Origin of the sequence: Streptomyces sp. NPDC048349 (assembly GCF_040651925.1) — a bacterium.
Taxonomy (GTDB): Bacteria; Actinomycetota; Actinomycetes; order Streptomycetales; family Streptomycetaceae; genus Streptomyces.
In genome coordinates, this window is record NZ_JBEZLA010000018.1 from 12,508 (window position 1) to 36,356 (window position 23,849).

12 protein-coding genes are annotated in these 23,849 nt (G+C 73.9%); 8 read left to right on the plus strand and 4 right to left on the minus strand.

What is annotated here, in order from left to right:
* Positions 1-264: 264 nt before the first annotated feature.
* Positions 265-1,056 (minus strand): alpha/beta hydrolase, encoded by a 792-nt coding sequence (locus AB0D44_RS12750; RefSeq protein WP_362588671.1) that lies wholly within the window; start codon positions 1,054-1,056, stop codon positions 265-267.
* 193 nt (positions 1,057-1,249) lie between these two features.
* Here AB0D44_RS12750 and AB0D44_RS12755 point away from each other — a divergent pair, with 193 nt between their 5' ends.
* From AB0D44_RS12755 to AB0D44_RS12780, 6 genes are all read left to right on the plus strand, one after another.
* Complete coding sequence (locus AB0D44_RS12755; RefSeq protein WP_362588674.1) at positions 1,250-8,590, plus strand: amino acid adenylation domain-containing protein; 7,341 nt, start codon at positions 1,250-1,252, stop codon at positions 8,588-8,590.
* A 10-nt stretch (positions 8,591-8,600) separates the two neighbouring features.
* A complete protein-coding gene (locus AB0D44_RS12760; protein WP_362588677.1) occupies positions 8,601-9,773 on the plus strand; it encodes an NAD(P)/FAD-dependent oxidoreductase in 1,173 nt (390 codons plus the stop codon).
* Positions 9,774-9,802: 29 nt separating this feature from the next.
* Complete coding sequence (locus tag AB0D44_RS12765) at positions 9,803-10,687, plus strand: SDR family oxidoreductase (RefSeq protein WP_362588680.1); 885 nt, start codon at positions 9,803-9,805, stop codon at positions 10,685-10,687.
* A 414-nt stretch (positions 10,688-11,101) separates the two neighbouring features.
* Complete coding sequence (gene paaN, locus AB0D44_RS12770; protein ID WP_362588683.1) at positions 11,102-12,862, plus strand: phenylacetic acid degradation protein PaaN; 1,761 nt, start codon at positions 11,102-11,104, stop codon at positions 12,860-12,862.
* Positions 12,859-14,067, plus strand: coding sequence for a LuxR C-terminal-related transcriptional regulator (locus AB0D44_RS12775; protein ID WP_362588686.1), 1,209 nt, complete (start codon positions 12,859-12,861; stop codon positions 14,065-14,067). The genes paaN and AB0D44_RS12775 overlap by 4 nt, the downstream gene beginning before the upstream one ends.
* A 114-nt stretch (positions 14,068-14,181) precedes the next feature.
* On the plus strand, positions 14,182-15,633 hold the full coding sequence (locus tag AB0D44_RS12780; protein WP_362588688.1) for an FAD-binding oxidoreductase: 1,452 nt from the start codon (positions 14,182-14,184) through the stop codon (positions 15,631-15,633).
* A 27-nt stretch (positions 15,634-15,660) separates the two neighbouring features.
* On the opposite strand, the gene AB0D44_RS12785 is transcribed toward AB0D44_RS12780, so the two are convergent.
* Positions 15,661-16,386, minus strand: a complete 726-nt coding sequence (locus AB0D44_RS12785; RefSeq protein WP_362588691.1) for a 3'-5' exonuclease — start codon at positions 16,384-16,386, stop codon at positions 15,661-15,663.
* Positions 16,387-16,552: 166 nt separating this feature from the next.
* Positions 16,553-17,803: an SAV2148 family HEPN domain-containing protein gene (locus AB0D44_RS12790; RefSeq protein WP_362588693.1), complete on the minus strand. Its 1,251-nt coding sequence runs from the start codon at positions 17,801-17,803 to the stop codon at positions 16,553-16,555.
* 274 nt (positions 17,804-18,077) lie between these two features.
* Between AB0D44_RS12790 and glgX the strand changes: the two genes are divergently transcribed.
* Complete coding sequence (glgX, locus tag AB0D44_RS12795) at positions 18,078-20,192, plus strand: glycogen debranching protein GlgX (protein WP_362588695.1); 2,115 nt, start codon at positions 18,078-18,080, stop codon at positions 20,190-20,192.
* On the opposite strand, the gene AB0D44_RS12800 is transcribed toward glgX, so the two are convergent.
* Entirely contained in the window at positions 20,177-21,457 is a 1,281-nt protein-coding gene (locus AB0D44_RS12800; protein WP_362588698.1) for an MFS transporter, read from the minus strand. The two genes, glgX and AB0D44_RS12800, sit on opposite strands and share 16 nt — an antisense overlap.
* An 82-nt stretch (positions 21,458-21,539) precedes the next feature.
* On the opposite strand from AB0D44_RS12800, the gene treY reads away from it, so the two are divergent.
* Positions 21,540-23,801: a malto-oligosyltrehalose synthase gene (gene treY, locus AB0D44_RS12805; RefSeq protein ID WP_362588701.1), complete on the plus strand. Its 2,262-nt coding sequence runs from the start codon at positions 21,540-21,542 to the stop codon at positions 23,799-23,801.
* Positions 23,802-23,849 lie beyond the last annotated feature (48 nt).

Below are 23,849 nucleotides of genomic sequence, written 5' to 3' on the forward strand. Positions count from 1 at the left end.
GACCGGGCGACTCCCAGACCGGGCGGATCCGAGACCAGGCCCCTCTGAGACCAGGCGCCGCAACGGGCGCCTGCGAGACCGGCCCCGGCGCCCACCCCCGGGCCGCGCCACCCCGATCCCGGGGTCGGCGGGCCGGGCGCCGGGCCGACGACCGGCCGTCCGGGCCGTCCGTCCGCAGCGGGACGGTGCGACGGCTCGGGCGGTGCGGCTCGGGCGGTACGGGCGGGCCTGCCCGTACCGCCCGTGACGGCCGGCCCGCGACGGTCAGCCCGCGACTGTGTCGAGGAACTCGTTGATGAGCGCGGCCCACTCGGCCGGCCGCTCCGCGGCGATGGCGTGGCCGCAGTCCAGGGTCGCCAGCCGGGCACCCCGGATACCGTCCGCGAGTTCGCGGGAGTGAACGGGAGTGGTGAGGAGGTCCCCGAGGGGCGAGACGACGAGGACCGGTACATCGATCCGCGCCAGGTCGGCCCGCACGTCGATGTCGTCGAAGAGGGCGAGCTGCGCGTCGGTGCCCGGCGGCATTCCGGCGGAGAACAGCTCGATCTGCTCCTCGATCTGCGCGGAGGAGCGCGCGTCGAGCCAGCGGGTGCCCCCGACCACCAGGGAGAGGTAGGAGGCCAGGACCCGGCTGTCGCCGTCCGGCGCGCCGAGGGCCCGCCAGGTGTCGATCACGAGCTTGAGACGGGCGTTCGGCCGGGCGAATCCGGCGGAAAGAACGAGCGCGGTAACCCGCTCGGGATGGCGCACCGCGGCACGCACGGCCACCGTCGTCCCCAGGGAGAATCCGGATATGGCAAAAGAATGTACGCCGGATTGCGCGGCGCTTTCCACAATGTGGTCGGCGAGCCCGTCAAGGGTCAGCGGACGGTCCGGGAGGGGGTTATTCCCGGACCCCGGATAATCGGGTCCGACGACGGTCCGGCGACTGGCGAGACTTTCGAGCACCGGACCGTAACTGTCCTCGATGTCACTGCCCGCACCATGCGCGAGCAGCAGTCCTGGCCCGGCGCCGCGCACGAGGACGGATTTCTGGGAAGGAAGTGGAGAGGTCATGCCCGAGATGTTAGCGAGAACGCTCGGTAATCCCTGAGGAATATCGCGCGGATCACATATTCCCCCCGGCGACTACTTGATCGAGTAGTCCTCCTCCACTCATACGAGTAGTGGTGAACCGGATTGGAGGAAACGTAGGCTCCTGAGCATCGGACGGCACATTCCGGCCGTCCGAATGAGCGAAGGAAGGCCGATGCCCGCAACACGCCAGCTCCCTCTGTCCGCCTATCAGCTGGACATTTGGGCTGCCGAGTCCACCGCACCGGGTGACCCCCAGTTCAACGTGGTCATTCATGAGCGGTTGACCGGCGACGTCGACGTGGACAGCTTGAAGGAATCGCTGGAAGGCGTTCTGCGGAACAACGACGCGTTCCGGCTGCGCTTCGACGAACGGGACGGAACCCCCTGCCAGTGGGTGGCCGGGGCCGACGCCGAGGAGGAGGCGGGCCCGTGGGTGCAGTACGTCGACTTTTCCGGCGCGGCCGACCCCGCGGCGGCCTGCGCGGCGTGGCAGGAGTACTCCTTCACGCACCCCTTCACGCTGCGGCGTTCGCGTTTGTTCACGGCTGCCGTGCTGCGCGAAAGTGCCTCGGTCGTCCACGTGCACCTCAATGCCCACCACCTGATCGCCGATGCCTGGGCGCTGAACCAGGTCAGCCGGCAGCTGTGGGAGCGCTACGCCGACCGCGCGGCCGCGGCCGGGGCCGGGGCGGCCGGGGCCCCGGCCGCCGCCGTGCCCGCGGACCGTCCCGCTCCCCCGTCCGTCACCGCGCTCGTCGAGTCCGACGCCGCCTACCGCGCCTCCGGCGCCTTCGAGGAGGACCGGGCGTACTTCCGCGACGCGCTGAAGGGCGTCCAGCCCGCCCTGTTCACCCGCGCCACCGTGGCGCCCGCGGCGGGCGGGCGGCGCCGGGCCCGTCACACCTTCACCGTCGACGCCGACCTGGTCCGCCGCATCCGCGGCGGCGGCAGCTCCCCGTTCGCGTTCCTCGCGGCCGCCTTCGCCGCCTACTTCTCCCGCGTGCACCGCACCGAGGAGCTGGTGCTCGGCGTGCCCTTCCGCAACCGGCACGCGGCCGCGGACCTCGAGACGGTCGGCCAGCTGGCCAACAACCTTCCGCTGCGCGTGCCGGTCGGCCCCGCGGCCACCCTGCACGAACTGGCCGCTTCCGTCCGCCGCAGCACGGACGAGCTGCGCGCCCACGAGCGGCTCGCCCTCGGCGACGTGCTGCGCGACCTCCCGGCCGGCGGCGCCGGCGCGCGCCGGCTGTTCGACATCACCCTCTCCTACCTGCGCCACCCCCGGCCCGCCCCCCTCCCGGGCACCGCGGTGGAGTCCGTCGTACTGGCGCCCGTCCACCACCAGGACGCCCTGTCGGTGATGGTGCACGCCTTCGAGGACGACGCCGAGCTGCGGGTCGACCTCGACTACGCCGTCGACGTCTTCGACGAGGACTACCCGATCACCTCGGTTGCCGGCCACCTGCTGCGCCTCATCGGCGCGGGGCTCGACGAGCCCGGCCGGGCCGCGGTGACGCTGCCGGTCCTGGACGAGGCCGAGCAGGAGGACCTCACCCTGCTGCGGCAGGGGCCCGACGCCTCCTACGCCGACGACCGGACCGTGCACGGCCTGATCGCCGACCAGGCCGCCCGCACCCCGCACCGGACCGCCGTCACCGGCGCCGACGGGACCCCGCCGCTGACCTACGCGGACCTCGACACCCGCTCCAACCAGGTGGCGCACGCCCTGCGCGGCCGGGGCGTGGGCGTCGGCGACCGGGTGGCCGTCCTCATGGACCGCTCGCCGCAGCTGATCGTGGCCCTCCTCGGCGTCCTCAAGTCGGGCGGCGCCTACGTACCCGTGGACCCCGGCTATCCGGCGGAGCGGATCGCCTTCCTCCTCCAGGACAGCCGGGCCAAGGTGGTGCTGACCGACGGCGGCACCCCGGTCGGGGACCAGGGCGTCCCCGTCCTGCGCACCGACGAGCTGCTGACCGGCCCGGGCGAGCCGCTCGAGGACCGGGCCACCTCCCGCGACCTCGCGTACGTGATCTACACCTCCGGCTCCACCGGCCGGCCCAAGGGCGTCATGGTCGAGCACCACTCGGTGGTCAACCGGCTCGCCTGGATGCAGAAGGCCTACCCGGTCGGCGCGGACGACGTCCTGCTCCAGAAGACGCCGATCTCCTTCGACGTCTCCGTGTGGGAGCTGTTCTGGTGGGCGATCGAGGGCGCGGGGCTCGCCCTGCTGCCCGTCGGCGGCCAGCGCGACCCGCGCGGGATCCTGCGCACCATCGCCGAACAGCGGGTCACCACCCTGCACTTCGTCCCCTCCATGCTGGGACCCTTCCTGGACCTGCTGGAGGACCGCCCGGAGCTGCGCGCCGAAGCCGTCTCGCTGCGGCAGGTGTTCTGCAGCGGCGAGGCCCTGCCCGCGGCGCGCGTGGAGCAGTTCAACCGGGTCTTCGGCACCGGCGGCGCGGCCACGCCGCGGCTGGTCAACCTGTACGGGCCGACCGAGGCCACCGTCGACGTGTCGTACTTCGAATGCCCGACGGCCCCCGGGATGCCGGTCCGGCGCGTCCCCATCGGCCGGCCCATCGACAACACCCGGCTGTACGTCCTGGACGCGCACGGCGGGCTCCAGCCGGTCGGCGTCCCCGGTGAGCTGTGCATCGGCGGCGTCGGTGTCGCCCGCGGTTACCTGGAGCGGCCCGAGCTGACGGCGGAGAAGTTCACCGAGGACCCCTTCTCCCCCGGCGGGCGGCTCTACCGCACCGGTGACCTCGCCCGCTGGCTGGCCGACGGCACCCTGGAGTACCTCGGCCGCATCGACGGCCAGGTCAAGATCCGCGGCAACCGGGTGGAGCTCGGCGAGGTCCAGAACCGGCTGGCCTCCGTGGCCGGCGTACGGGACGCCGTCGTGGTCGACCACCAGTCGGGCAGCCGGGGCACCCTGCTGATCGGCTACTACGTCGCGGACACCGAGCTCAGCCCGGCCCTGCTGCGCACCGAACTCGCCTCCGCCCTGCCCGAGTTCATGGTCCCGGCGCACTTCATCCGGATCGACGCCGTCCCCCTGACCCCGAACGGCAAGGCCGACCGCCGCGCCCTGCCCGCCCCCTCCTCCTCCGCCGCCGCCGCCGGCCCCCGCTACACGGCGCCGCGCAACGCCACCGAGGAGACGCTCGCCGCGATCTGGGCGGACGTCCTGGAGGCGGAGCGGGTCGGGATCCACGACGACTACTTCGCGCTCGGCGGCGACTCCATCACGATGCTGCGCATCCGCGCCCGGGCCGAGAAGGCCGGCATCGTGTTCGACCTGACGGACCTGGTGCAGCAGCCGACCGTCGCCCAGCTGGCCGCCCGGTCGGCCACCGGCGGCGCGGCCGTCGCGCCCGCCGCGGAACTCGCCCCCTTCGCCCTGGTCTCGGGCGTCGACCGGGCCCGCCTCGAGGGCCGCGCCGACGCCTACCCGCTCACCCGCCTCCAGCTCGGACTGCTCTACCACAGCAGGGCCGAGCAGGACTCCGCCGTCTACCGCGACGTCTTCCAGTACAGCGTCACGGCCGCTTGGGACCAGGAGGCGTTCGGGCGCGCCTTCGAGCGGCTCGTCGCGCGCCACCCCGTCCTGCGGTCCTCCTTCGACCTGGGCTCCTTCTCCGAGCCGTTGCAGATCGTGGAACACCAGGTGACCGGCGGCTTCGACGCCGTGGACCTGAGGGGCCGCGAGGAGGCCGCGGCGCTCGCCGCGATCCGTGCGCACGTCGACGAACGGCGCTACCACCGCTACGACTTCGAGCAGGCCCCGCTCTACCACCTGCGCGCCCACGTCCGCGAGGAGACCCTCGAGCTGGTCCTGAGCTTCCACCACGCGATCCTCGACGGCGGCAGCGTGGCCACCCTGGTCGCCGAGCTGCTGCAGGACTACCTGCACGGCCTGGGCCACCCCATCGAGGCCGTGGCCGAGCGCGTCCTGCCCTCGGCGGCCCACCACGTACGGGCCGAGCGCGAGGCCCTGGAATCGGAGCCGGCCCGCGCCTTCTGGCGCGAACGGCTGCGGGACGCGCCACTGCTGCGCCTGGAGGCCTTCCGGCAGCACGAGGCCCCGGGCCCGGACACGCAGATCACCCGGATCGTGGACCTGCCCGCCGAGCTCACCGAGCAGGTCGGCCGGTTCGCGAGGGAGCGGACGCTGCCCGTGAAGTCGGTGCTGTTCGCGGCGCACTGCCTGACGCTGGGGCTGTTCTCCGGCTCCGACGACGTCACCACCGGCCTGGTCACCCACGGCCGCCCCGAGCTGGAGGACGCCGACCGCATCGCCGGCCTCTTCCTCAACACGATGCCCGTGCGGCTCGGTACCGCCGCCGACAGCTGGGCCGACGTGGTCCGGGCCGCCTTCCGGCAGGAGCAGCAGAGCCACGCCCACCGCCGCTACCCGCTCAGCGCGATCCAGGAGGACCGGGGTGCCACCGTCCTGGAGACCGCCTTCAACTACATCCACTTCCGCCAGCTGGCCGCCGTCTTCGAGCTGCCCGGGGTCCGCCTCCTGGACTTCCGGACCTGGGAGGAGACCAACTTCCAGCTGCTGGTCAACGCCATGACCGATCCGGTGGACGGCTCCGTCCGGCTGCGGCTGGACCACCACGGGCTGACCTTCACGCCGTCCCAGGCCGACCTCTACGCGCAGCGGTTCACGGCGATCCTGGACCGGCTGGTCCACCATCCGGACGAGGCACCGGACTTCGGCTTCCTGGCGCCCGGCCCGGACCTCTCCGGGACACCGGATCGGGCCGCGCACCAGGACGCTGACCAGGACCGGGCCGCGGCCCGGGACCGGGACGCCGCCCGGGACCGGCAGGAGGCCGACGCCCCGCTCGACGTCGTACGCGCCGTCGCGGAGCAGACCGCCCGCACCCCGGACGCCACGGCCCTGGTCTTCGGCGCCCGCCGCTGGACCTACGCCGAACTGGACGAGGCCGCCGACCGGGTGGCCCGCGAGCTGATCGCGCTCGGTTCGCGCCCCGGCGACCGGATCGGCATCGCGATGGACCGGTCGCCCGAGACGGTCGCCGTGATCCTCGGCGTCATGAAGGCGGGCGCCGCCACCGTGCCGCTGGACGTCGGCTACCCGGTGGACCGGCTGACCGCGATGGTCGAGCAGGCCCGCCCGTTCCGGGTCATCGCGAACGCCGCCCACGGCGCCGTCTTCGGCGGGCCGGCGCTCGTCCTGCAGGCCGAGGAGATCTTCGCCGAGGACGGCGAGCGGCCGTACCTGCCGCGGATCCCCGCGGAGGTGACGCAGGAGATCACCCCCGACTCCCTCGCCTACGTCCTGTTCACCTCCGGCTCCACCGGTGCGCCCAAGGGCGTGGCGATGCCGCACCGTTCACTGGCCCACCTGGTCGCCTGGCAGAACGGCGTCCCCAGCGGGGTCGTCGGCGGAGTGACCGCCCAGTACGCGCCGCTGAGCTTCGACGTCTCCTTCCAGGAGATCTTCTCCACCCTCGCGGGCGGCGGCACCCTGCTCCTGCTCTCCGAGGACGAGCGCCGCGACATGCCGGCCCTGCTGCGCCTGCTCGACCGGGAGGGCGTGGAGCGCATCTGCCTGCCGTACGTCGCCCTACAGCAGCTGGCCGAGACCGCTGACGCGCTCGGGATCGCCCCACGCTCGCTGCGGGCCCTGCTCTCCTCCGGCGAGCAGCTGCGCGTCACCGACGAGATACGCCGGCTGTGCGCTGCCCTGCCCGGGGTGATCCTGGAGAACCAGTACGGGCCGACCGAGTCGCACGTGGTGACCGCGTTCACGATGCAGGGCGATCCGGCCGCGTTCCCGGCCCTGCCGCCCATCGGGCGGGCCATCGCCGGCTCCGCCGTCCACGTCCTGGACGACCGGCTGCGCCCGGTCCCGGCCGGCGTGCGCGGTGAGCTGTACCTGTCGGGTGCCTGCCTGGCCGAGGGCTACGTGGGCCGCCCCGACCTGACCGAGGAGCGGTTCGTCCCGCACCCCTCGCCCGGGGCCGCCGCGGCGGGGACGCGGCTCTACCGCACCGGCGACCTGGGCTTCGCCCTGCCCGGCGGTGACGTGGTGTGCCTGGGCCGGGCCGACGCGCAGGTCAAGGTGCGCGGATACCGTGTGGAGCCGGCCGAGGTCGAGCTGGCCATCACCCGCTTCGCGGCGGGCCACCCGGGCATCGCGGAGGCCGCGGTCGTCGCCCGCCGCCGGGAGGGCAACGACTCCTTCCTCGCCGCCTTCCTGACGGGCGACCCCGACGGCGCGGACCTGACGCTGCTGCGCAAGCAGCTGCGGACGGTGCTGCCCGAGTACATGATGCCCTCGCACTTCGAGTGGCTGGCGGCCCTGCCGCGGACGCCGAGCGGCAAGCGGGACGACCAGGCGCTGCGCGCCGCCGCGCTGAGCACGGGGGCCGCCGTCGACGCCGCCGCGGCCCCGCGCGACGCGTACGAGGAGACCCTGGCGGAGATCGTCGGGGAGCTGCTCCAGCTGCCCGCGCTGGGCCTGCACGACAACATCTTCGACCTCGGGGCGACCTCGCTGACCGCGATGCGCCTGGTGGTGCAGATCGAGCAGCGCTACGGGATCAGCGTCCCGCTCTCGGAGTTCGTGTCGGCGCCGACGGTGGCCGAGCTGGCCGCGCGGCTGCGTTCGGGCGAGGCCATGGCCGCGTTCGACCCGCTGGTGCCGATCCGCCCGGACGGGTCGAAGCGCCCGATGTTCTTCGTCCACCCGATGGGCGGGAACGTGCTCTGCTACGTCCGGTTCGCCACGTACCTGGAGGAGGACCAGCCGTTCTACGCCCTCCAGGCGGCCGGCGGCGATCCCGGCACCGAACCGCTGCGCAGCGTCGAGGAGATCGCGGCCAGCTACATCGAGGCGATGCGCCGGGTGCAGCCCAGCGGTCCGTACGTGGTCGGCGGCTGGTCGTTCGGCGGGTTCGTCGCCTTCGAGATCGCCCGGCAGCTGCGGGCGGCCGGGGAGGAGATCGCCCGGCTGGTGCTGCTGGACACCACGGCCCTGAACCCGGGCCGGCGCCTGACCACGGACGACGAGGCCCTGCTCGGCTGGTTCTTCTGGGAGCTCTTGTGGCTGCGGCGCGGGGGCGACTCCCCGCTGGAGCTCATCCCGGACCGGCTGACGACGCTGGAGGAGAAGTTCGACTTCATCGCCCGGCTCGCCATCGACGAGGGCGTCCTGCCCGCGGGGAGCACCGGGGCCGTCGTGCGGCGCCTGTTCCACGTGTACGAGGCCAACTGGAAGGCGGCGTTCGCCTACCGGCCCGAGGTGGTGGACCAGGACATGGTCCTCATCCACGCCGCGGAGCCGCTGCCCGGGGTCCTCAACTCGATGCACACGGCCATCGAGAGCATGCACGCGGACCCGAGCAACGGCTGGGGCGAGCGCACCAGCGGAGTGCTCGACGTCGTGGACGTACCCGGCGACCACCTCACGATCATGGAGGAGCCGTACGTGGCCCACATGGTCCAGGTCGTCACCGAACTGATCGGACAGTGAGATGACACGGATGACGGACCGCAAGAAGGCCCTGGTGATCGGCGCGGGGATCGGCGGGCTCACCGCCGCCGTCGCACTGCGCGAGGCGGGTCTCGACGTAGAGGTCCACGAGCGGGCGGGCGAGCTGCGGGCCGCGGGCTCCGGCCTGTCGGTGATGAGCAACGCGGTGGGCGCGCTGAACTCGCTGGGCGTGGGAATCGACCTGGAGAAGCGCGGGGAGGCCCTGCGCTCCTACCACGTCAAGACGGCCTCGGGCCGGCTGATCCGGGAGTTCCCCTTCCCGGAGATCATCGGCAGGCTGGGGGTGCCCAGTGTGCTCATCACCCGGGCGGACCTCCAGCAGTCGCTGCTGGAGGCGGCCGAGGGCATCCCGTTGCACTTCGGCGCGGCGGCCACCGGCTTCGAGACGGAGGAGGGACCGGGCGGCGGGGTGCGGGTCGCGTTCGACGACGGGACCACCGCGGAGGGCGACGTACTGATCGGGGCCGACGGCTTCAACTCGGTGGTCCGCAGGCAGCTGGTGGGGCCGGAGGACTCGCAGGACAGCGGCTACATCTGCTGGCTCGCGGTGGTGCCGTTCTCGCACCCCCGCTTCACCCCCGGCTCGGTGACCCACTTCTGGGGCAGCGGCAAGCGCTTCGGGCTCGTGGACATGGGCGCCGGACGGCTGTACTGGTGGGGCACCAAGAACATGCCGGCCGAGCTCTCGCGGGACTGGAAGGGCGGCAAGGCGGAGATCCTGCACGCCTACGACGGCTGGGCCGACGAGGTGCGGCAGGCGATCCTGGCCACGCAGGAGGAGTCGATCATCGCCGTGCCCTCCCGGGACCGGGCGTTCCTGGAGCGCTGGGGCCGGGGGCCGGTGACCCTGCTGGGGGACGCCGCGCACCCGATGCTGACCAGTCTCGGGCAGGGTTCGGGCATGGCGATCGAGGACGCCGTGGTGCTCGGGCGGGCCCTGAAGGACGCGCCCGACCTGCCGCGGGCGCTGCGCCGGTACGAGGACGAGCGCCGCGAGCGGACCCGGGGGATGGTGGCCGCCTCGCGCGGTATCAGCTCCTTCGAGCAGTCCGAGGACCCGTTCCGCCGGCCGGTGCGGGACGCGTACTTCCGGTTCATGCCGCAGTCCAGGCTCACCCGCACGCTGGAGGACGCCCTCACCTTCCCGGCGGTGGCCGGATGAGCGCCCCCGCTTCCCGTAGGAGGAACCCCGTGTCCGCCGCCGCACACCGCTCCGACCTGTCGCCGCGCGGCCGGTCCGTCCTGGTCACCGGGGCCTCCTCCGGCCTCGGCCGGGTCTGCGCCCTCCAGCTGGAGGAGGCGGGCTTCCGGGTCTTCGCCGGTGTCCGCAAGGAGGCCGACGCCCTGGCGCTGACCGAGGCCGGTGCGCACGGCCGGCTGATCCCGGTGCTGGTCGACGTGACGGACGAGAAGTCGGTGGCCGCGGCGGCCGAGCGGGTCGGGGCCGAGGTCGGCCAGGAGGGCCTGTGGGGCCTCGTGAACAACGCAGGCATCTGCGTCTCGGCACCGCTGGAGTGCGTCTCGCCGCAGCGGCTGCGCGAGCAACTGGACACCAACGTGGTCGGGCAGCTCGCCGTCACCCAGGCGTTCCTGCCGCTGCTGCGGCGCACCCGCGGCCGGGTGGTCAACGTGACCTCGGGCCTGGGCAGCGTGGCGATCCCCTTCCTCGGGGCGTACGCGGCGGCGCAGTTCGCCAAGGAGGCCCTGACCGACGTGCTGCGGCGCGAGCTGGCGCCGCAGGGAGTGGACGTCGCCCTCGTGCAGCCGGGCGCCATCATGACGCCGATCTGGGGCAAGGTCTCCGACGTCGCACGGGCGGCGATGGAGGGTGTCCCGGAGCAGCTGGCCGAGCTGTACCGGATCCCGTTCAACCGGTTCCTGCACCACAACGAGCGGCAGGCGCGGGAGAGCCCCACCCGTCCGGAGGACTTCGCGGAAACGGTCCGCCAAGCCCTCACGGCCCGGCGGCCCAGGACCCGCTACCGGGTGGGCCGGGACGCCCGGAAGGTGAGCGTCCTGGCGAGGGTGCTGCCCGACACGGCGCTCGACCGGTACCTCCGGCCGATCACCGAGTAGCCGCGGGCGCCGGGCGACCCGCCTGAGTAATGGGCGGGGCCGCCGAGGAGGCCGTACAGAACCAGCCAGTTGGCACGCCCGCCGAGAGGCGCCGAGCGGTGGTATCACGCCAGATGATGGCCGAGAGCGGCAAGTCGCCCAGGATATGGCCATCGTCACAGTTTGCCCCGTCTTCTCGGCGGGCGTGCCCAACGTCCCAGATCCGGCCCGCATTTCGCCGTATCCCCCTCGGGCCGGGCGGCCGCCCTGCCGCCGCTTTTCCCGGGCGGCCGCGTGAACGGACCGTCAATTCCCTTCGTGACCAGACTCCGCCGTGCGTGCGAACCGGCCGAATTAGCGTGATCGCCGAGGCTTTCCGGACGCGGTGACCCCCGGCCCGGACCGACCCCCACCGTTCGACAAAGGATGAGGACCATGGCGCACAGCGTGCGGCCGCCCGTTCCCGAAACCCGCGCCGACGCAGGCGCGTTGACCCGATTCGCCGCCCGGCACCGCGGCACCCTGGAGCGGGCGCGCGAAGTGATCCGCTCCCGCGAGCACTGGTCGCCGTACGCGGAGGACCCGGAGGATCCCCAGGCCTACGGCCCGGGCGCGAGAGCCGCCGGCGAGGCCGCCTTCCGCCGGCTCCTCGGCCGGCCCTTCGAGCTCGGACAGCCGGGCCGGGACGGCGCCGTGGGCCCCGCCCCGGAAAACGGCGGCGAGCGCTCCCCCTACGGCGGCCCGCTGGGGGTCTCCTACCCGCACTGCGACCCCGAGGTCCTGCTGCCCGCCATGCAGGCCGCCCTGCCCGCCTGGCGCGACGCGGGCCCCGAGGCCCGTGCGGCGGTCTGCGCCGAGATCCTCCACCGGATCAACGCCCGCAGCTGCGAGTTCGCCCACGCCGCCGTGCACACCAGCGGCCACAACTTCCTGATGGCCTTCCACGCGGGCGCCGTCCACGCCCAGGACCGCGGTCTCGAGGCGGTGGCCTTCGCCCTCGCCGAGCAGACCCGGCTGCCGGCCGCCTCCGTCTGGCACAAGCCGCAGGCCGACGGCCGGACCGTCACCCTGACCAAGACCTTCACCACCGTGCCCCGGGGCGTGTCCCTGGTCATCGCCAACAGCGTCTTCCCCACGTGGAACAGCTACCCGGCCCTCTTCGCCTCGCTGGCCACCGGCAACCCCGTCCTCGTCAAACCGCACCCGGCGGCCGTCCTGCCGCTGGCCCTCACCGTCCGGACCGCCCGCGAGGTACTGGCCGAGGCCGGCTTCCCCGCCGACCTGGTGTGCCTGGCCGCCGAACACCCCGGCGAGGGGCTGGCACGCCGGCTGGCCACCCGACCCGAGGTCCGCCTCGTCGACTACGCGGGCGGCACCGCCTTCGGCGAGTGGCTGGAGGACAACGCCCGCCAGGCACGCGTCTTCACCGCCGGGTCCGCCGTCAACACCCTGCTCGTCGAATCGACCGGCGACTACCGCGACATGCTCGCCAACCTCGCCTTTTCGGTCTCCCTCTACAGCGGGCAGCTGTGCACCAGCCCGCAGAACCTGCTGATCCCGCGCGCCGGGATCAGCACCGACGAGGGGCACCGGACGTACGAGGAGGTCGTCGCGGACCTCGGCGCCGCCCTCGCCGCGCTGCTCGCCGATGACGCCGAGGCGGTCGCCGTCCTGGGCGCGCTCCTGGGACCCCCGGTCCTGGACCGGCTCGAACGGGTGATGGCCGGGGAGGCGGGGACCGTGGCCGTGCCCTCCCGCGCCGTGCGCGACCCCGCACACCCCGAAGCGGTCGTCCGCACTCCGGCCGTCGTCACGCTCGACGCGAACCGGGCCGCGGACCGGGCCACGCTGCTCGCCGAATGGCTCGGCCCCGTCGTCTTCGCCGTCGCGGTGGACTCCGTCGCCGACGCGGTGGCGCTGGTCTCCCGTACCACCCGCGAGTGCGGCGCCCTGTCGGTCGGGCTCTACTCCACGTCGCCGGAGGTGGAAGCGGCGATGGAACGGGCCTGCGCCGAGGCCGGGGTGATGCTGTCCGCGAACCTGATGGGCGACTGGTACATCTCCCAGTCGGCCGTCTACTCCGATCTGCACGGCACGGGGATGAACCCGTCGGGGAACGCGGTGTACTGCGACGCCGCCTTCGTGTCCGCGCGTTTCCACACCGTCGGCGTACGCCGCTACGGCGGCTCGATATGAACGGCACCCTCACCCACATGCCGCTGCGCGGGCGCGAGCGGGAGATGCGGCTCATCCGCGAGGTGCTGGAGTACGGCCGCCGCTCGGGCCCCGCCGTCCTGTCGATCGAGGGCATGCCCGGCATCGGCAAGACGCGGCTGCTGCGGGAAGCCGCCCTCCTCGCCGACGGCCTGGGCTACGCCGGGCACCACCCCGACCCGTGGGCGGACCCCCGTCACCCGCGGCGCCGGGCCGCGCCGGCCCGCCACACCCGGGGCCGGCCCGGCCGCTGCCCCGCCCCGGCAGGGCCCGTCCTCGTGCTCGTCGACGACACCCGGCGCACCGTGGACGGGCCGCCGCGGATGCCCTTCGCCCCCCGTGAACGGCGTGGCGGCGAGCCCGTGGTCTGGCTGGTGGCCCACCGGCCCGGCGAGGGACCGGCCCTGCCGGCCGGGCTCACGGGCCGCAGCGAACGGCTGTCGCTGGGCCCGCTGGGGCCGTCCCCCTCGCTGGGCCTGGCCCGCGACCTGCTGGGCGCGCCGCCCGCACCGGCCCTGGTCCAGCTGATCGACCAGGCCGGCGGGCACCCGCGGCTGCTGATCGAACTGCTCACCGGGCTCCAGGAGGAGGGCTCCTTGGAGACCGCGGACGACGAGGTCAGGCTGCTGACCCCGCAGCTGCCCGCGCGCCTGGCCACCCGGGTGCGGGCCACCCTGGAGCGCTTCTCGCCCGGATGCCGCCAACTGCTGTGCGTGGCCTCGCTCCTGGGGTGCGAGGTGGTCTACGAGGACCTGGCACTGATGCTGCGGACCTCCGTCTCCGCCCTGCTCCCCGCCCTCGAGGAGGTGGAGGCCACCGGCGTCGTGCGCAATGACGGCGGCCGGGCCGTGTTCTCCAACCCGCTGCTGCGCCGGCTCATCTCGGACTCCATGCCGGACTCGCTGCGCCTGTCCCTCCAGCGGGAAGCGGCGGCGCTGCGGGCGACGGCGGGGCTCGCCGAGGCGCCGCCCGCCGGACCGGAGCTCAGCGAGCAGCAGCGGGTCCTGGTCGGGCTGGTGCGCGAGGGCCTCACCAACCAGCAGATCGCCCGGCGCCTCGCGCTGTCCCCGCACACCGTCAACTACCACCTCCGCAAGCTGTTCAAGACCTACGGGGTGAGCTCGCGGATCGACCTGCTGACGGCGGCGGAGCACCTGGACGCCGCCGGCCGCGCCCGCCAGAACTGACACCCGCCCTGCGGCCCCTCCCGCACCACCCCCTTCCCTGCGACCCGCACCGCACCGCACCACACCTTTCCCTGCGACCCGCCCGCACCGCACCGACCGTGGAGACCCGTACCCGTGACCGATCCCGATCTCGTCCTGCCCGGCACCTGGCCCCGCCCCGACACCCCGCCCCCGGCGCGGCGCACCGCCTGGCTGCGGGACGCCCTGCGCGCCGGACCCGACGACGGGCGCTCCCCGCAGCTGCTCGACGAGGTGCGCTGCGACGTCCTCGTCGTGGGCGGCGGTTTCACCGGCCTGTGGACCGCCCTGGAGATCCTGCGGCGGGCCCCCGGCACGGACATCGTGCTGATCGAGGCGGACGTCTGCGGCGGTGGCGCCAGCGGCGCCAACGCTGGCTATCTGATGCCGATGTGGGCCCGGTTCAGCAGCCTCGTCGCGATCGGCGGGCACGAGGAGGCGCGCCGGCTGGGCGAGGCCTCCGCCCAGGCGGTCGACGACATCCTCGCCTTCACCGAGGAGCACGGCATCGACGTCGAGTACACGCGAGGTCCGTGGCTGTGGGCCGCCTCCTCCCCCGCCCAGCGCGGGGCGTGGCGGCAGACCCTGGAGGATCTGCGCCGGGCCGGGACCGAGCCGCTGCACGAGGTGTCCGCCGCCGAATCCCGCCGGGCGGTCGGCACCCGCAACCACTTCGGGGGCGTCCTCGACCCGGGCTGCGCCACACTGCAGCCCGCCAAACTGACGCGGGGCATGCGCCGAGTGGCGATCGAGGCGGGCGTCCGCATCCACGAGCGCACCCCGCTGACCGCCCTGCGGGCCGCGCCCGGCGGAGCCACCACCGCCCACACCCCGTACGGGCGGGTCCGCGCCGACCGGGTCGTCCTGGCCATCAACGCCTGGGCCGGGCAACTGGAGGACCTCGACCGCCGGATGGTGACCGTGGCCAGCGACACCGTCCTGACCGAGCCCGTTCCCGAGCGGCTGGAGGCACTCGGCTGGGACGGCCGCACCTCGGTCTGCGACTCCCGCCGCAGGCTGAACTACTACCGCACGACCCCGGACGGCCGGCTGCTCTTCGGCAAGGGAGGCTCCGGGGTGGCCTTCGGCCGGAGCGGGGCCGACACGCTGTGGGGCGATCCGCTGCGGCCCGGCGAGCTGCGGCGCCAGCTCGCCCGGCTCTTCCCGGAACTCGCCGACGCGCCGGTGGACGCGGCGTGGACCGCCCCGGTCGAGTACTCGACGACCTCGCTGCCCTTCGCCGGCTGGCTGAAGTCGGTGCCCGGGGTCTGCTACGCCACGGGCTATTCGGGGGACGGCGTGGGCCCTTCCCGGCTCATGGCCAAGGTACTGGCCTCCCTCGTCCTGGGTACGAAGGACGAATGGTCGGGCTCGGCCTTCACCCGCCCGCCGGGCGGCTGGATCCCCCCGGAGCCGGTGCGCTACCCGGGCGCCCGCCTGGTCATCCCCACCCTCCGCGCGGTGGAGCACCGCGAGGACCGCGGGCTCGGCGTACCGGCCGTGGTGAGGCGCCTGGCCTCGATCGACCCGTCCGCCTTCCGCCTGTGACCCGGCCCGCGGGCCCGGCCACGCCGTCTAACCGGCTGCCGGGACCAGGCCCCGCAGCGGCCAGGCGGTGTCGATCACCGCGTCGGGGGTGCCCTGGCGGCGGAGGTAGGACTGGAAGTCGCGGGCCCAGCGGGCGTGCCAGCCGCCCTGCCGGGCGTGCAGGTCGGCCGGGCTGAGCGCGGCCACTTCGGGGTGGCGCGCGGCTATCGCGCGGGCCACCTCGACCGCCGCCAGGGCGTCCGCCCCGGCGTCGTGCGCGGAGTCGAGGGTGATCCCGTACACCCCGCAGACCGCCTCCAGGGTGCGCTTGCCGCGCCGGTAGCGGTCGACGGCCCGGTCGATGGTCAGCGGGTCCACCACCGGCCCGGTCTCCGCCCCGCCCAGCCGGTCGGCGAGCGAGGGCAGCCCGTGCCGGGCCAGTTCCGCGGAGAGCAGCGTCAGGTCGAAGGCCGCGTTGTAGGCGACGACGACCGCCCCGCCGCGCCAGTGCCCGACCAGCGCCTGCGCGACCTCGTCGGCGACCTCCCGCACCGGACGGCCCTCGGCGACGGCCCGCTCCGTGCTGATCCCGTGGATCGCCGACGCCCCTTCAGGAATCGGTATCCCCGGGTCCGCGAGCCAGCCGCGCCGCTCGCGCACCTCACCGCCCCGCACCTCGACCAGCGCCGCCGTCACGATCCGCGACTCCCCCGGCTCGGTGCCGGTCGTCTCCAGGTCGAACCCGATCAGCACACCGCCGTGCCAGTCCCCCATCACGCGCCCTTCCCCCCGTACAGCTCCGGTCAACGAGTTTCAGCCTGCCACGGGCCACTGACAGGCCGGCCGCCGGGGGCTCGGCGGGGGCACGGCACCGCGTCCCGGCACCGCGTCCCGGCACCGCGGCACGCCACCGGGCAGGAGAGCGCACCACGGGAGCGCGTCACGACACCGGCCGGGAGTCCTCCCACACCGATTCGAACTCCTCGCGGTACGTCGCGAACAGCCCGTGGTCGGCGTCCTTCGGCACGCCGCGGCCGCCGCCGCGCAGGACCAGGACGGGCGATTCCATGCCGCGCGCCCGCCGCAGGTACGACTGGACCACCGCGATCCCCGAGGACTGGCCCTCCACCAGGTAGGCGGTGAAGCGCGGGGTCTCGTCGAAGACGTGGATCTCGAAGCGCGAGGGGTCCCGCAGGCCCGCCCGCACCCGGCGGACGTGCAGGATGTTCATCTCCACCGAGCGGCTCAGCTCGCCCTTGCGCAGCCCGAGCTCGCGCTCGCGCCGTTTGACGGCGCTGCTCGCCGGGTTCAGGAACAGCAGCCGCACCCGGCAGCCGGCCTCCGTGAGCCGGACGAGTCTTCGGCCCGAGAAGTTCTGGACCAGGAGGTTGAGGCCTATGCCGATGGCGTCGAGCCGCCGCGCGCCGCCGAACAGGTCCTCCGCCGGGAGCTGGCGCTGCAGGCGCACCCGGTCCGGATGGACCGAGATGACGTCCGCGTACCGGTCGCCCACCAGGTCCTCGACGGCGTCGATCGGCAACCGGTCGGCCGCCGGGCTGCCCGAGCCCCCGCCCAGCACCTCCAGCAGCCGCGCCGAGGCCCGTTCCGCCTGTTCCAGCACCGGGCGCGACAGCGCCCGGTTGCGGGAGACCACGTTGCGGGTGACCTCCAGCTCGTCCAGGGCCAGCTCGATCTCGCGCCGGTCGTCGAAGTACGGCTCGAAGCAGGGCCAGTGCTGGACCATCAGCTCGCGCAGCTGCGGCAGCGTCAGGAAGCTGAGCACGTTGTCGTCGGCCGAGTCGAGCAGGTACCCCTTGCGCCGGCTGACCTCGCGCACGGCCACCGCCCGCTGCACCCATTCCTGCCCGGCGGGCCCGGCGGCGGCGACCACCCAGTCGTCCCCGCCGTGCACCGGCTCGTAGATCGGCCGCAGCACCGCCCCGACCACCGACCGCAGCCGCTGCTCGATGAGGTTCAGCCAGATGTACGCACGGCCGGCCCGCTGGGCGCGCGTGCGGACCTCGCTCCAGGCCTCCGTGCTCCAGTCCAGCTCGGCGCCGGCCGGGGCGCTGCCGGCCGTCTGCGGGGCCAGCGACACCGCCCCGGCCGCGACCCCCGCCGGCGGTGCGTCCGCGGGGCCGCCCTCGTGACCGCTGTCACCAGGGGGCAGCTCCAGACCTCCCGAGCTCACCCGTGCACCGCCTTCTGCGTCTGGACGCCCGTCTCCAGTGATCACGGAAGAGTACTCCGCGCGCGCGGCCCGACGCAGCCCGATGGCCCTTACACCGGCTGCCCGTTGACCCATTATCCGATGCCCACACAGTCGTCCGACCCGGATATCAGCTCTGCGGGTCACCCGGAGGGACCAACCCAAGTCCACGCGTGAGGACCCTCTTTCGGGGAAGATCTGGCAGTGACGTGGTCCAGCCGGATCAGCCGGAGCAGGATGGGAAGAGTCGTTATCTATGCAGGTCTGGCCGGGACAGGCGTATCCGCTCGGCGCCACTTACGACGGCGCCGGAACCAACTTCGCGGTCTACAGCGAGGCCGCCCGACGCATCGAGCTGTGCCTCCTCCACGACGACGGCTCGGAAACCGCCGTGGAACTGCGCGAGACGGACGCCTTCGTCCGGCACGCCTACCTGCCGGGCATCATGCCCGGCCAGCGCTACGGCTTCCGCGTCCACGGACCGTACGAGCCCGACCGCGGGCAGCGCTGCAACGCGGCGAAGCTGCTGCTGGACCCGTACGCGCGGGCGATCAGCGGGAACGTGGACTGGGGCGAGGCGGTGTACGGGTACCACTTCGGGCGGCCCGACTCCCGCAACGACCTGGACTCCGCCCCGCACACCATGAGCTCGGTCGTGGTGAACCCGTACTTCGACTGGGCCAATGACCGGCCCCCGCGTCACGAGTACCACCACACCGTGCTGTACGAGGCCCACGTCAAGGGTCTGACGATGAGCCATCCGGACCTCCCGGAGGAGCTGCGCGGCACGTACGGTGCGCTCGCGCACCCGGCGGTCATCGGGCACCTGACCAAGCTCGGGGTCACGGCGCTGGAGCTGATGCCGGTGCACCAGTTCGTCAACGACCACCGGCTCGTCAACGACGGGCTGAGCAACTACTGGGGCTACAACACCATCGGCTTCTTCGCCCCGCACAACGGCTACGCCTCGGGTGACCGCGGCCAGCAGGTGCTGGAGTTCAAGTCGGCGGTGCGCGCCCTGCACGAGGCGGGGATCGAGGTGATCCTCGACGTGGTCTACAACCACACGGCGGAGGGCAACCACCTGGGCCCGACGCTGTCCTTCCGGGGGCTGGACAACGCCTCGTACTACCGGCTGGCCGACGACCCGCGGCACTACATGGACACCACCGGCACGGGGAACTCGCTGCTCATGCGGTCCCCGCACGTGCTCCAGCTGATCATGGACTCCCTGCGGTACTGGGTGACCGAGATGCACGTGGACGGCTTCCGCTTCGACCTGGCGGCGACGCTGGCCCGCCAGTTCCACGAGGTGGACCGGCTGTCCTCGTTCTTCGACCTGGTGCAGCAGGACCCGGTGGTCAGCCAGGTGAAGCTGATCGCCGAGCCGTGGGACCTGGGCGAGGGCGGCTACCAGGTGGGCAACTTCCCGCCGCTGTGGACCGAGTGGAACGGCAAGTACCGCGACACCGTCAGGGACTTGTGGCGCGGTCAGCCGCGGACGCTGGCGGAGTTCGCGGGGCGGCTGACGGGCTCCTCGGACCTCTACCAGGACGACGGGCGGCGCCCGCTGGCCTCGATCAACTTCACCACCTGCCACGACGGTTTCACTCTGCACGACCTCGTCTCCTACAACGAGAAGCACAACGAGGCCAACCGGGAGGGCAACCGGGACGGCGAGACCCACAACCGGTCCTGGAACTGCGGGGTGGAGGGCCCCACCGAGGATCCCGAGGTACTGGAGCTGCGCGAGCGGCAGATGCGCAACTTCACGGCGACGCTGATGCTGTCGCAGGGCGTGCCGATGCTCAGCCACGGCGACGAGTTCGGCCGCACGCAGGGCGGCAACAACAACGCGTACTGCCAGGACAACGAACTGTCCTGGGTGCGCTGGCCGGAGCCGGGCAAACCGGCGCCCTCGCTGCTGGAGTTCACCCGGCGGATGGTGTGGCTGCGCCGCGACCACCCGGTCTTCCGACGGCGCCGGTTCTTCCACGGGCGGCCGGTGGAGGGGACGCACGACGAGCTCTCCGACATCGCCTGGTTCACCCCGCACGGCGAGGAGATGCGGGCCCGGGACTGGCAGGCGCAGCACGCGCGGGCGCTGACGGTGTTCCTCAACGGGGAGGCGATCTCCGAGCCGGGGACCCGCGGGGAGCGGATCACCGACGACTCGTTCCTGCTGATGTTCAACGCGGGCGCGGATCCCCAGGAGTTCACCGTTCCGCCGGGCCACGGGGCGCAGTGGCGGCTGGTGGTGGACACGGCGCGGCCGCAGGTGCTGCCACCCGGCACCGGGCCGCAGTACGCGGCCGGGGACCGGGTGGCGCTGACGGGACGGTGTCTGGTGGTGCTTCAGCGCCCGGCGTAGGCGGAGCTCCCGTCCACGGACGGGGAGCCGGTCTGCTGCGCCGGGATGAAGGCGGCGCCGTGGGTGCGGGCGGCCGGCACCCGGGTGAGGAGGGCGAGGAGCAGGCACAGGGCGGCGGCCCCCACGGCCACGGCGAAGGCCGCGGGGGGCCCGTAGGACTCGGCGAGGCGTCCGCAGAGCGGCAGCGCGAGGGCCTGCCCGGCGACGAGGGAGCTGGCGGCGAAGGCCATCGACTCGGCGAGCCGGGAAGGCTCGACGACCCGCTCGGTGAGGGCGAACGCGGTGATCAGGTGCGGGGCGTAGGCCGCGCCGAGGACCGTGACGACCAGGTACAGCGTCCCCAGGGAGCCGGTGAGGAGCAGGGGCACGGAGAGCGCCAGCGCGGCGCCGGTGGCCACCCGCCAGCGCAGCCGCAGCCCGAAGCGGGCGGGCAGCGCGCCGAGCGAGATGCCGACGACGGCGCTGACGACGCCCATGGCGGCGTACACGACGGCGGCCTGCTCCGGGACGCCCAGCTGCAGGGTGAGCGCGGCGATCCCGGCCTGGCAGGCGCCGAACATGGCGCCCTGGAGGGCGAGGGAGCCGCGGACGGCGTGGACCACGCCCGGATGCCGGGTCCGGCGCCCCGCGGTACGGGCCCGTGCGGGGCCCCCGGCCGTGACGGCGGCGGTCGGGTGCAGCGCGAAGGCGGTGGCGAACACGGCGACGAGGACGGCGGCCCCGCCCAGGGCGACCGCGGGGTGCGCGACGATCGAGGCGAGTCCGACGAGGGCCGGGCCGAGGACGAAGGAGACCTCGTCCAGGGTGCCTTCGAGCGAGTGGACGGCGCCCACCACGCCCTCCCCGGACTTCGCCCGGTGCGCCAGGGCCACGGAGCGGGTCCGGGCGAGCGGCCCGATCAGCGGGATGGAGGCGCCCGCCACGGCTCCGACGGCGGCGAGCGGGGCGGTGGCGAGGTGGCCGAGGGCCCCGGCCACCAGGGCGGCCGTCGCGACGGCGTTGACCGCGGCGGCGGTCAGGACGACGGGCCGCTGGCCGTACCGGTCGGCGAGCCGGCCCAGGACGGGCCCGAAGGCCACCTGGCCGGCGGAGAGGGTGCCGCCGACGACGGCGCCGGTGGCGATCGAGCCGCTGGTCTGGGCGACCAGCACCACGCTGCCGAACTGGGACATCGCGACGGGCAGTCGGGCGAGGAAGGAGATGAGGGGCAGGAGGGGCCCGGTCAGGGCGATGACTCTTCGATAGGTGTTGACGGTTCCAACCATTCGAGCAACGCTAACGCGCCGCAGTCACTCGTATGCATTGGGTCATGGCACGGAATCCGGCTGACTGGGTACGTACGTTCTCATGAGCCTGCCACCGTCAAGCATCCATTCGGAATCTGACGTTCCGGCACCGGTCACCCCGGCGTCGACCTACCGTCTCCAGCTGCGTCCGGAGTTCCCCTTCGCGGCGGCCGAGGCAGCCGTACCGTACCTCTCCTCGCTCGGCGTGTCCCACCTGCACCTGTCCCCCGTGCTGGAGGCGGTGCCCGGCTCTGCGCACGGGTACGACGTCACCGACCACTCCCGGGTGCGCGAGGAACTGGGCGGCGAGAGCGGCCTGCGGTCGCTGGGCGCGGCCGCCCGCGCGCACGGGCTGGGCCTGGTGCTCGACATCGTGCCGAACCACATGGCGGTACCGGCGCCGCTGCGGCTGAACAGGCCCCTGTGGGAGGTCCTGCGGGAGGGGCCCGGCTCGCCGTTCGCCCGCTGGTTCGACATCGACTGGGAGGCGGGCGGCGGGCAGGTGCTGCTCCCGGTGCTCGCCGGACCGGTGGAGGCCGCCGAGCTGAAGGCCGACGGGGAGGTGCTGCGGTACGGGGAGCAGGAGTTCCCGCTGCGGGAGGGGACCGCGGGCCTGGAGATGGCCGAGCTGCTGGCCGCGCAGTGGTACCGGCCGGCCTGGTGGCGGGAGGCCCGGACCACGCTCAACTACCGGCGCTTCTTCACCATCTCGGACCTGATCGGGGTCCGGGTGGAGGACCCGGAGGTGTTCACGGCCACGCACGCCAAGGTGCTGGAACTCGTCCGGGACGGGGTGGCGCAGGGGCTGCGGATCGACCACGTGGACGGGCTGGCCGATCCCGAGGGCTACCTGCGGCGCCTGCGCGCGGCGGCGGGCCCGCACTGCTGGGTGGTGGTGGAGAAGATCCTGGCCCGGGAGGAGCGGCTGCCGCCCGCCTGGCCGGTGGCGGGGACCACCGGGTACGACGCGCTGCACCGGGTGGACGGCGTCTTCACCGACCCGGACGGGTCTGCCGAACTGGCCGCCCGCTACCGGGAGTTCACCGGTCTCCCGGAGTGGGAGCTGACGGCGCACGCGTGCGCGCGGGAGGTACTGGCCGGCGACCTGGCGGCCGAACTGGGCACGCTGGAGCGCCTGGCCGGGGATGACCTGGCGGTGGCCGTGCGCGAGCTGCTGATCGCCTACCCCGTCTACCGGCCCTACCCCGGCGAGCCGCAGCCGGATCCGCGGGCCGTGGAACGGGCCGCCGCGGTGGCCGGTCCGGCTGCGGTGGCCGGCGTACGGGAGCTGCTGCTGCGGGATCCCGCGTTCGCGGCCCGCTTCGCCCAGACCTCGGCCGCGCTGCGCGCCAAGTCGCTGGAGGACCGGGCCTTCTACCGGTACGCGCCGCTGCTGTCGGCCACCGAGGTCGGCGGGGATCCGGGGCAGCCGGCGGTGTCGGTGGCGGAGTTCCACGCGTACTGCGACCGGCTGGAGCGGGAGTGGCCCCGGACCGGGACGGTGCTGTCCACGCACGACACCAAGCGCAGCGCGGACGTTCGGGCCAGGATCTCGGTGCTGTCGCAGGCGCCGGAGCCGATGGACGGGACGGCCGGGGCGGACCCGGCGCTGGCGTGGACGGCCCGGCAGACCGCGCTGGGGCTCGGGGAGGTGCCGCAGGCCGCGCCGCGGCTGGCGGACGCGCTGCTCAAGGGGGCCCGGGAGGCCGCGCTGCGGACCAGCTGGACGGAGCCGGACGAGGCCTACGAGGCGGCCGTACCGGGGTACGCGCCCGGGCCGCTGGACCTGCCGGCGGAGCTGGCGGAGGCGGCCCGGGCCAATCTGCTGGGCATGGCGGTGGTGCACCTGGCGATGCCGGGGGTGCCGGAGGTCTACCAGGGCGCGGAGACGGAGTACCGGGCCCTGGTCGACCCCGACAACCGGCGGCCGGCCCGCTTCCCGCGCCGGGAACTGGCCCGGCTGGACGCGGGGGCCGAGCCGTCCGGGCCGGACGAGGAGAAGCTCGCCCTGACGGCCGCCCTGCTGCGGCTGCGGCGGGACCGGCCGGGACTGTTCGCCGGGTACGCCCCGCTGGCCGCCCGGGGTCCCGCGGCGGACCACTGCCTGGCCTTCGCCCGCTCGCCCGGCCTGGTGGTGGTGGCCACGCGCCTCTCGCACCGCCTGGCCCTGGCGGGCGGCTGGCGCGGCACGGCCCTCCCCCTCCCCCCGGGCCGCTGGACCCGCCTCCCGTCCCACCCGACGGAGCCCCCGTACGAGACCGAGGCGAACCTGTCGACCCTCCTGACCGCGTCCCCCGTGGCCCTCCTCCTGCGCACCCCGTGACCACGGGCCCCCGCCCGGGCCCCGGGGACGAAGCCCCGATCTCCGTCC

Coding starts and splice junctions, on each gene's coding strand:
- AB0D44_RS12750 (WP_362588671.1), bottom strand. CDS start 1,056: ATGACCTCTCCACTTCCTTCCCAGAAATCCGTCCTCGTGCGCGGCGCC.
- AB0D44_RS12755 (WP_362588674.1), top strand. CDS start 1,250: ATGCCCGCAACACGCCAGCTCCCTCTGTCCGCCTATCAGCTGGACATT.
- AB0D44_RS12760 (WP_362588677.1), top strand. CDS start 8,601: ATGACGGACCGCAAGAAGGCCCTGGTGATCGGCGCGGGGATCGGCGGG.
- paaN (WP_362588683.1), top strand. CDS start 11,102: ATGGCGCACAGCGTGCGGCCGCCCGTTCCCGAAACCCGCGCCGACGCA.
- AB0D44_RS12775 (WP_362588686.1), top strand. CDS start 12,859: ATGAACGGCACCCTCACCCACATGCCGCTGCGCGGGCGCGAGCGGGAG.
- AB0D44_RS12785 (WP_362588691.1), bottom strand. CDS start 16,386: ATGGGGGACTGGCACGGCGGTGTGCTGATCGGGTTCGACCTGGAGACG.
- glgX (WP_362588695.1), top strand. CDS start 18,078: ATGCAGGTCTGGCCGGGACAGGCGTATCCGCTCGGCGCCACTTACGAC.
- AB0D44_RS12800 (WP_362588698.1), bottom strand. CDS start 21,457: ATGGTTGGAACCGTCAACACCTATCGAAGAGTCATCGCCCTGACCGGG.
- treY (WP_362588701.1), top strand. CDS start 21,540: ATGAGCCTGCCACCGTCAAGCATCCATTCGGAATCTGACGTTCCGGCA.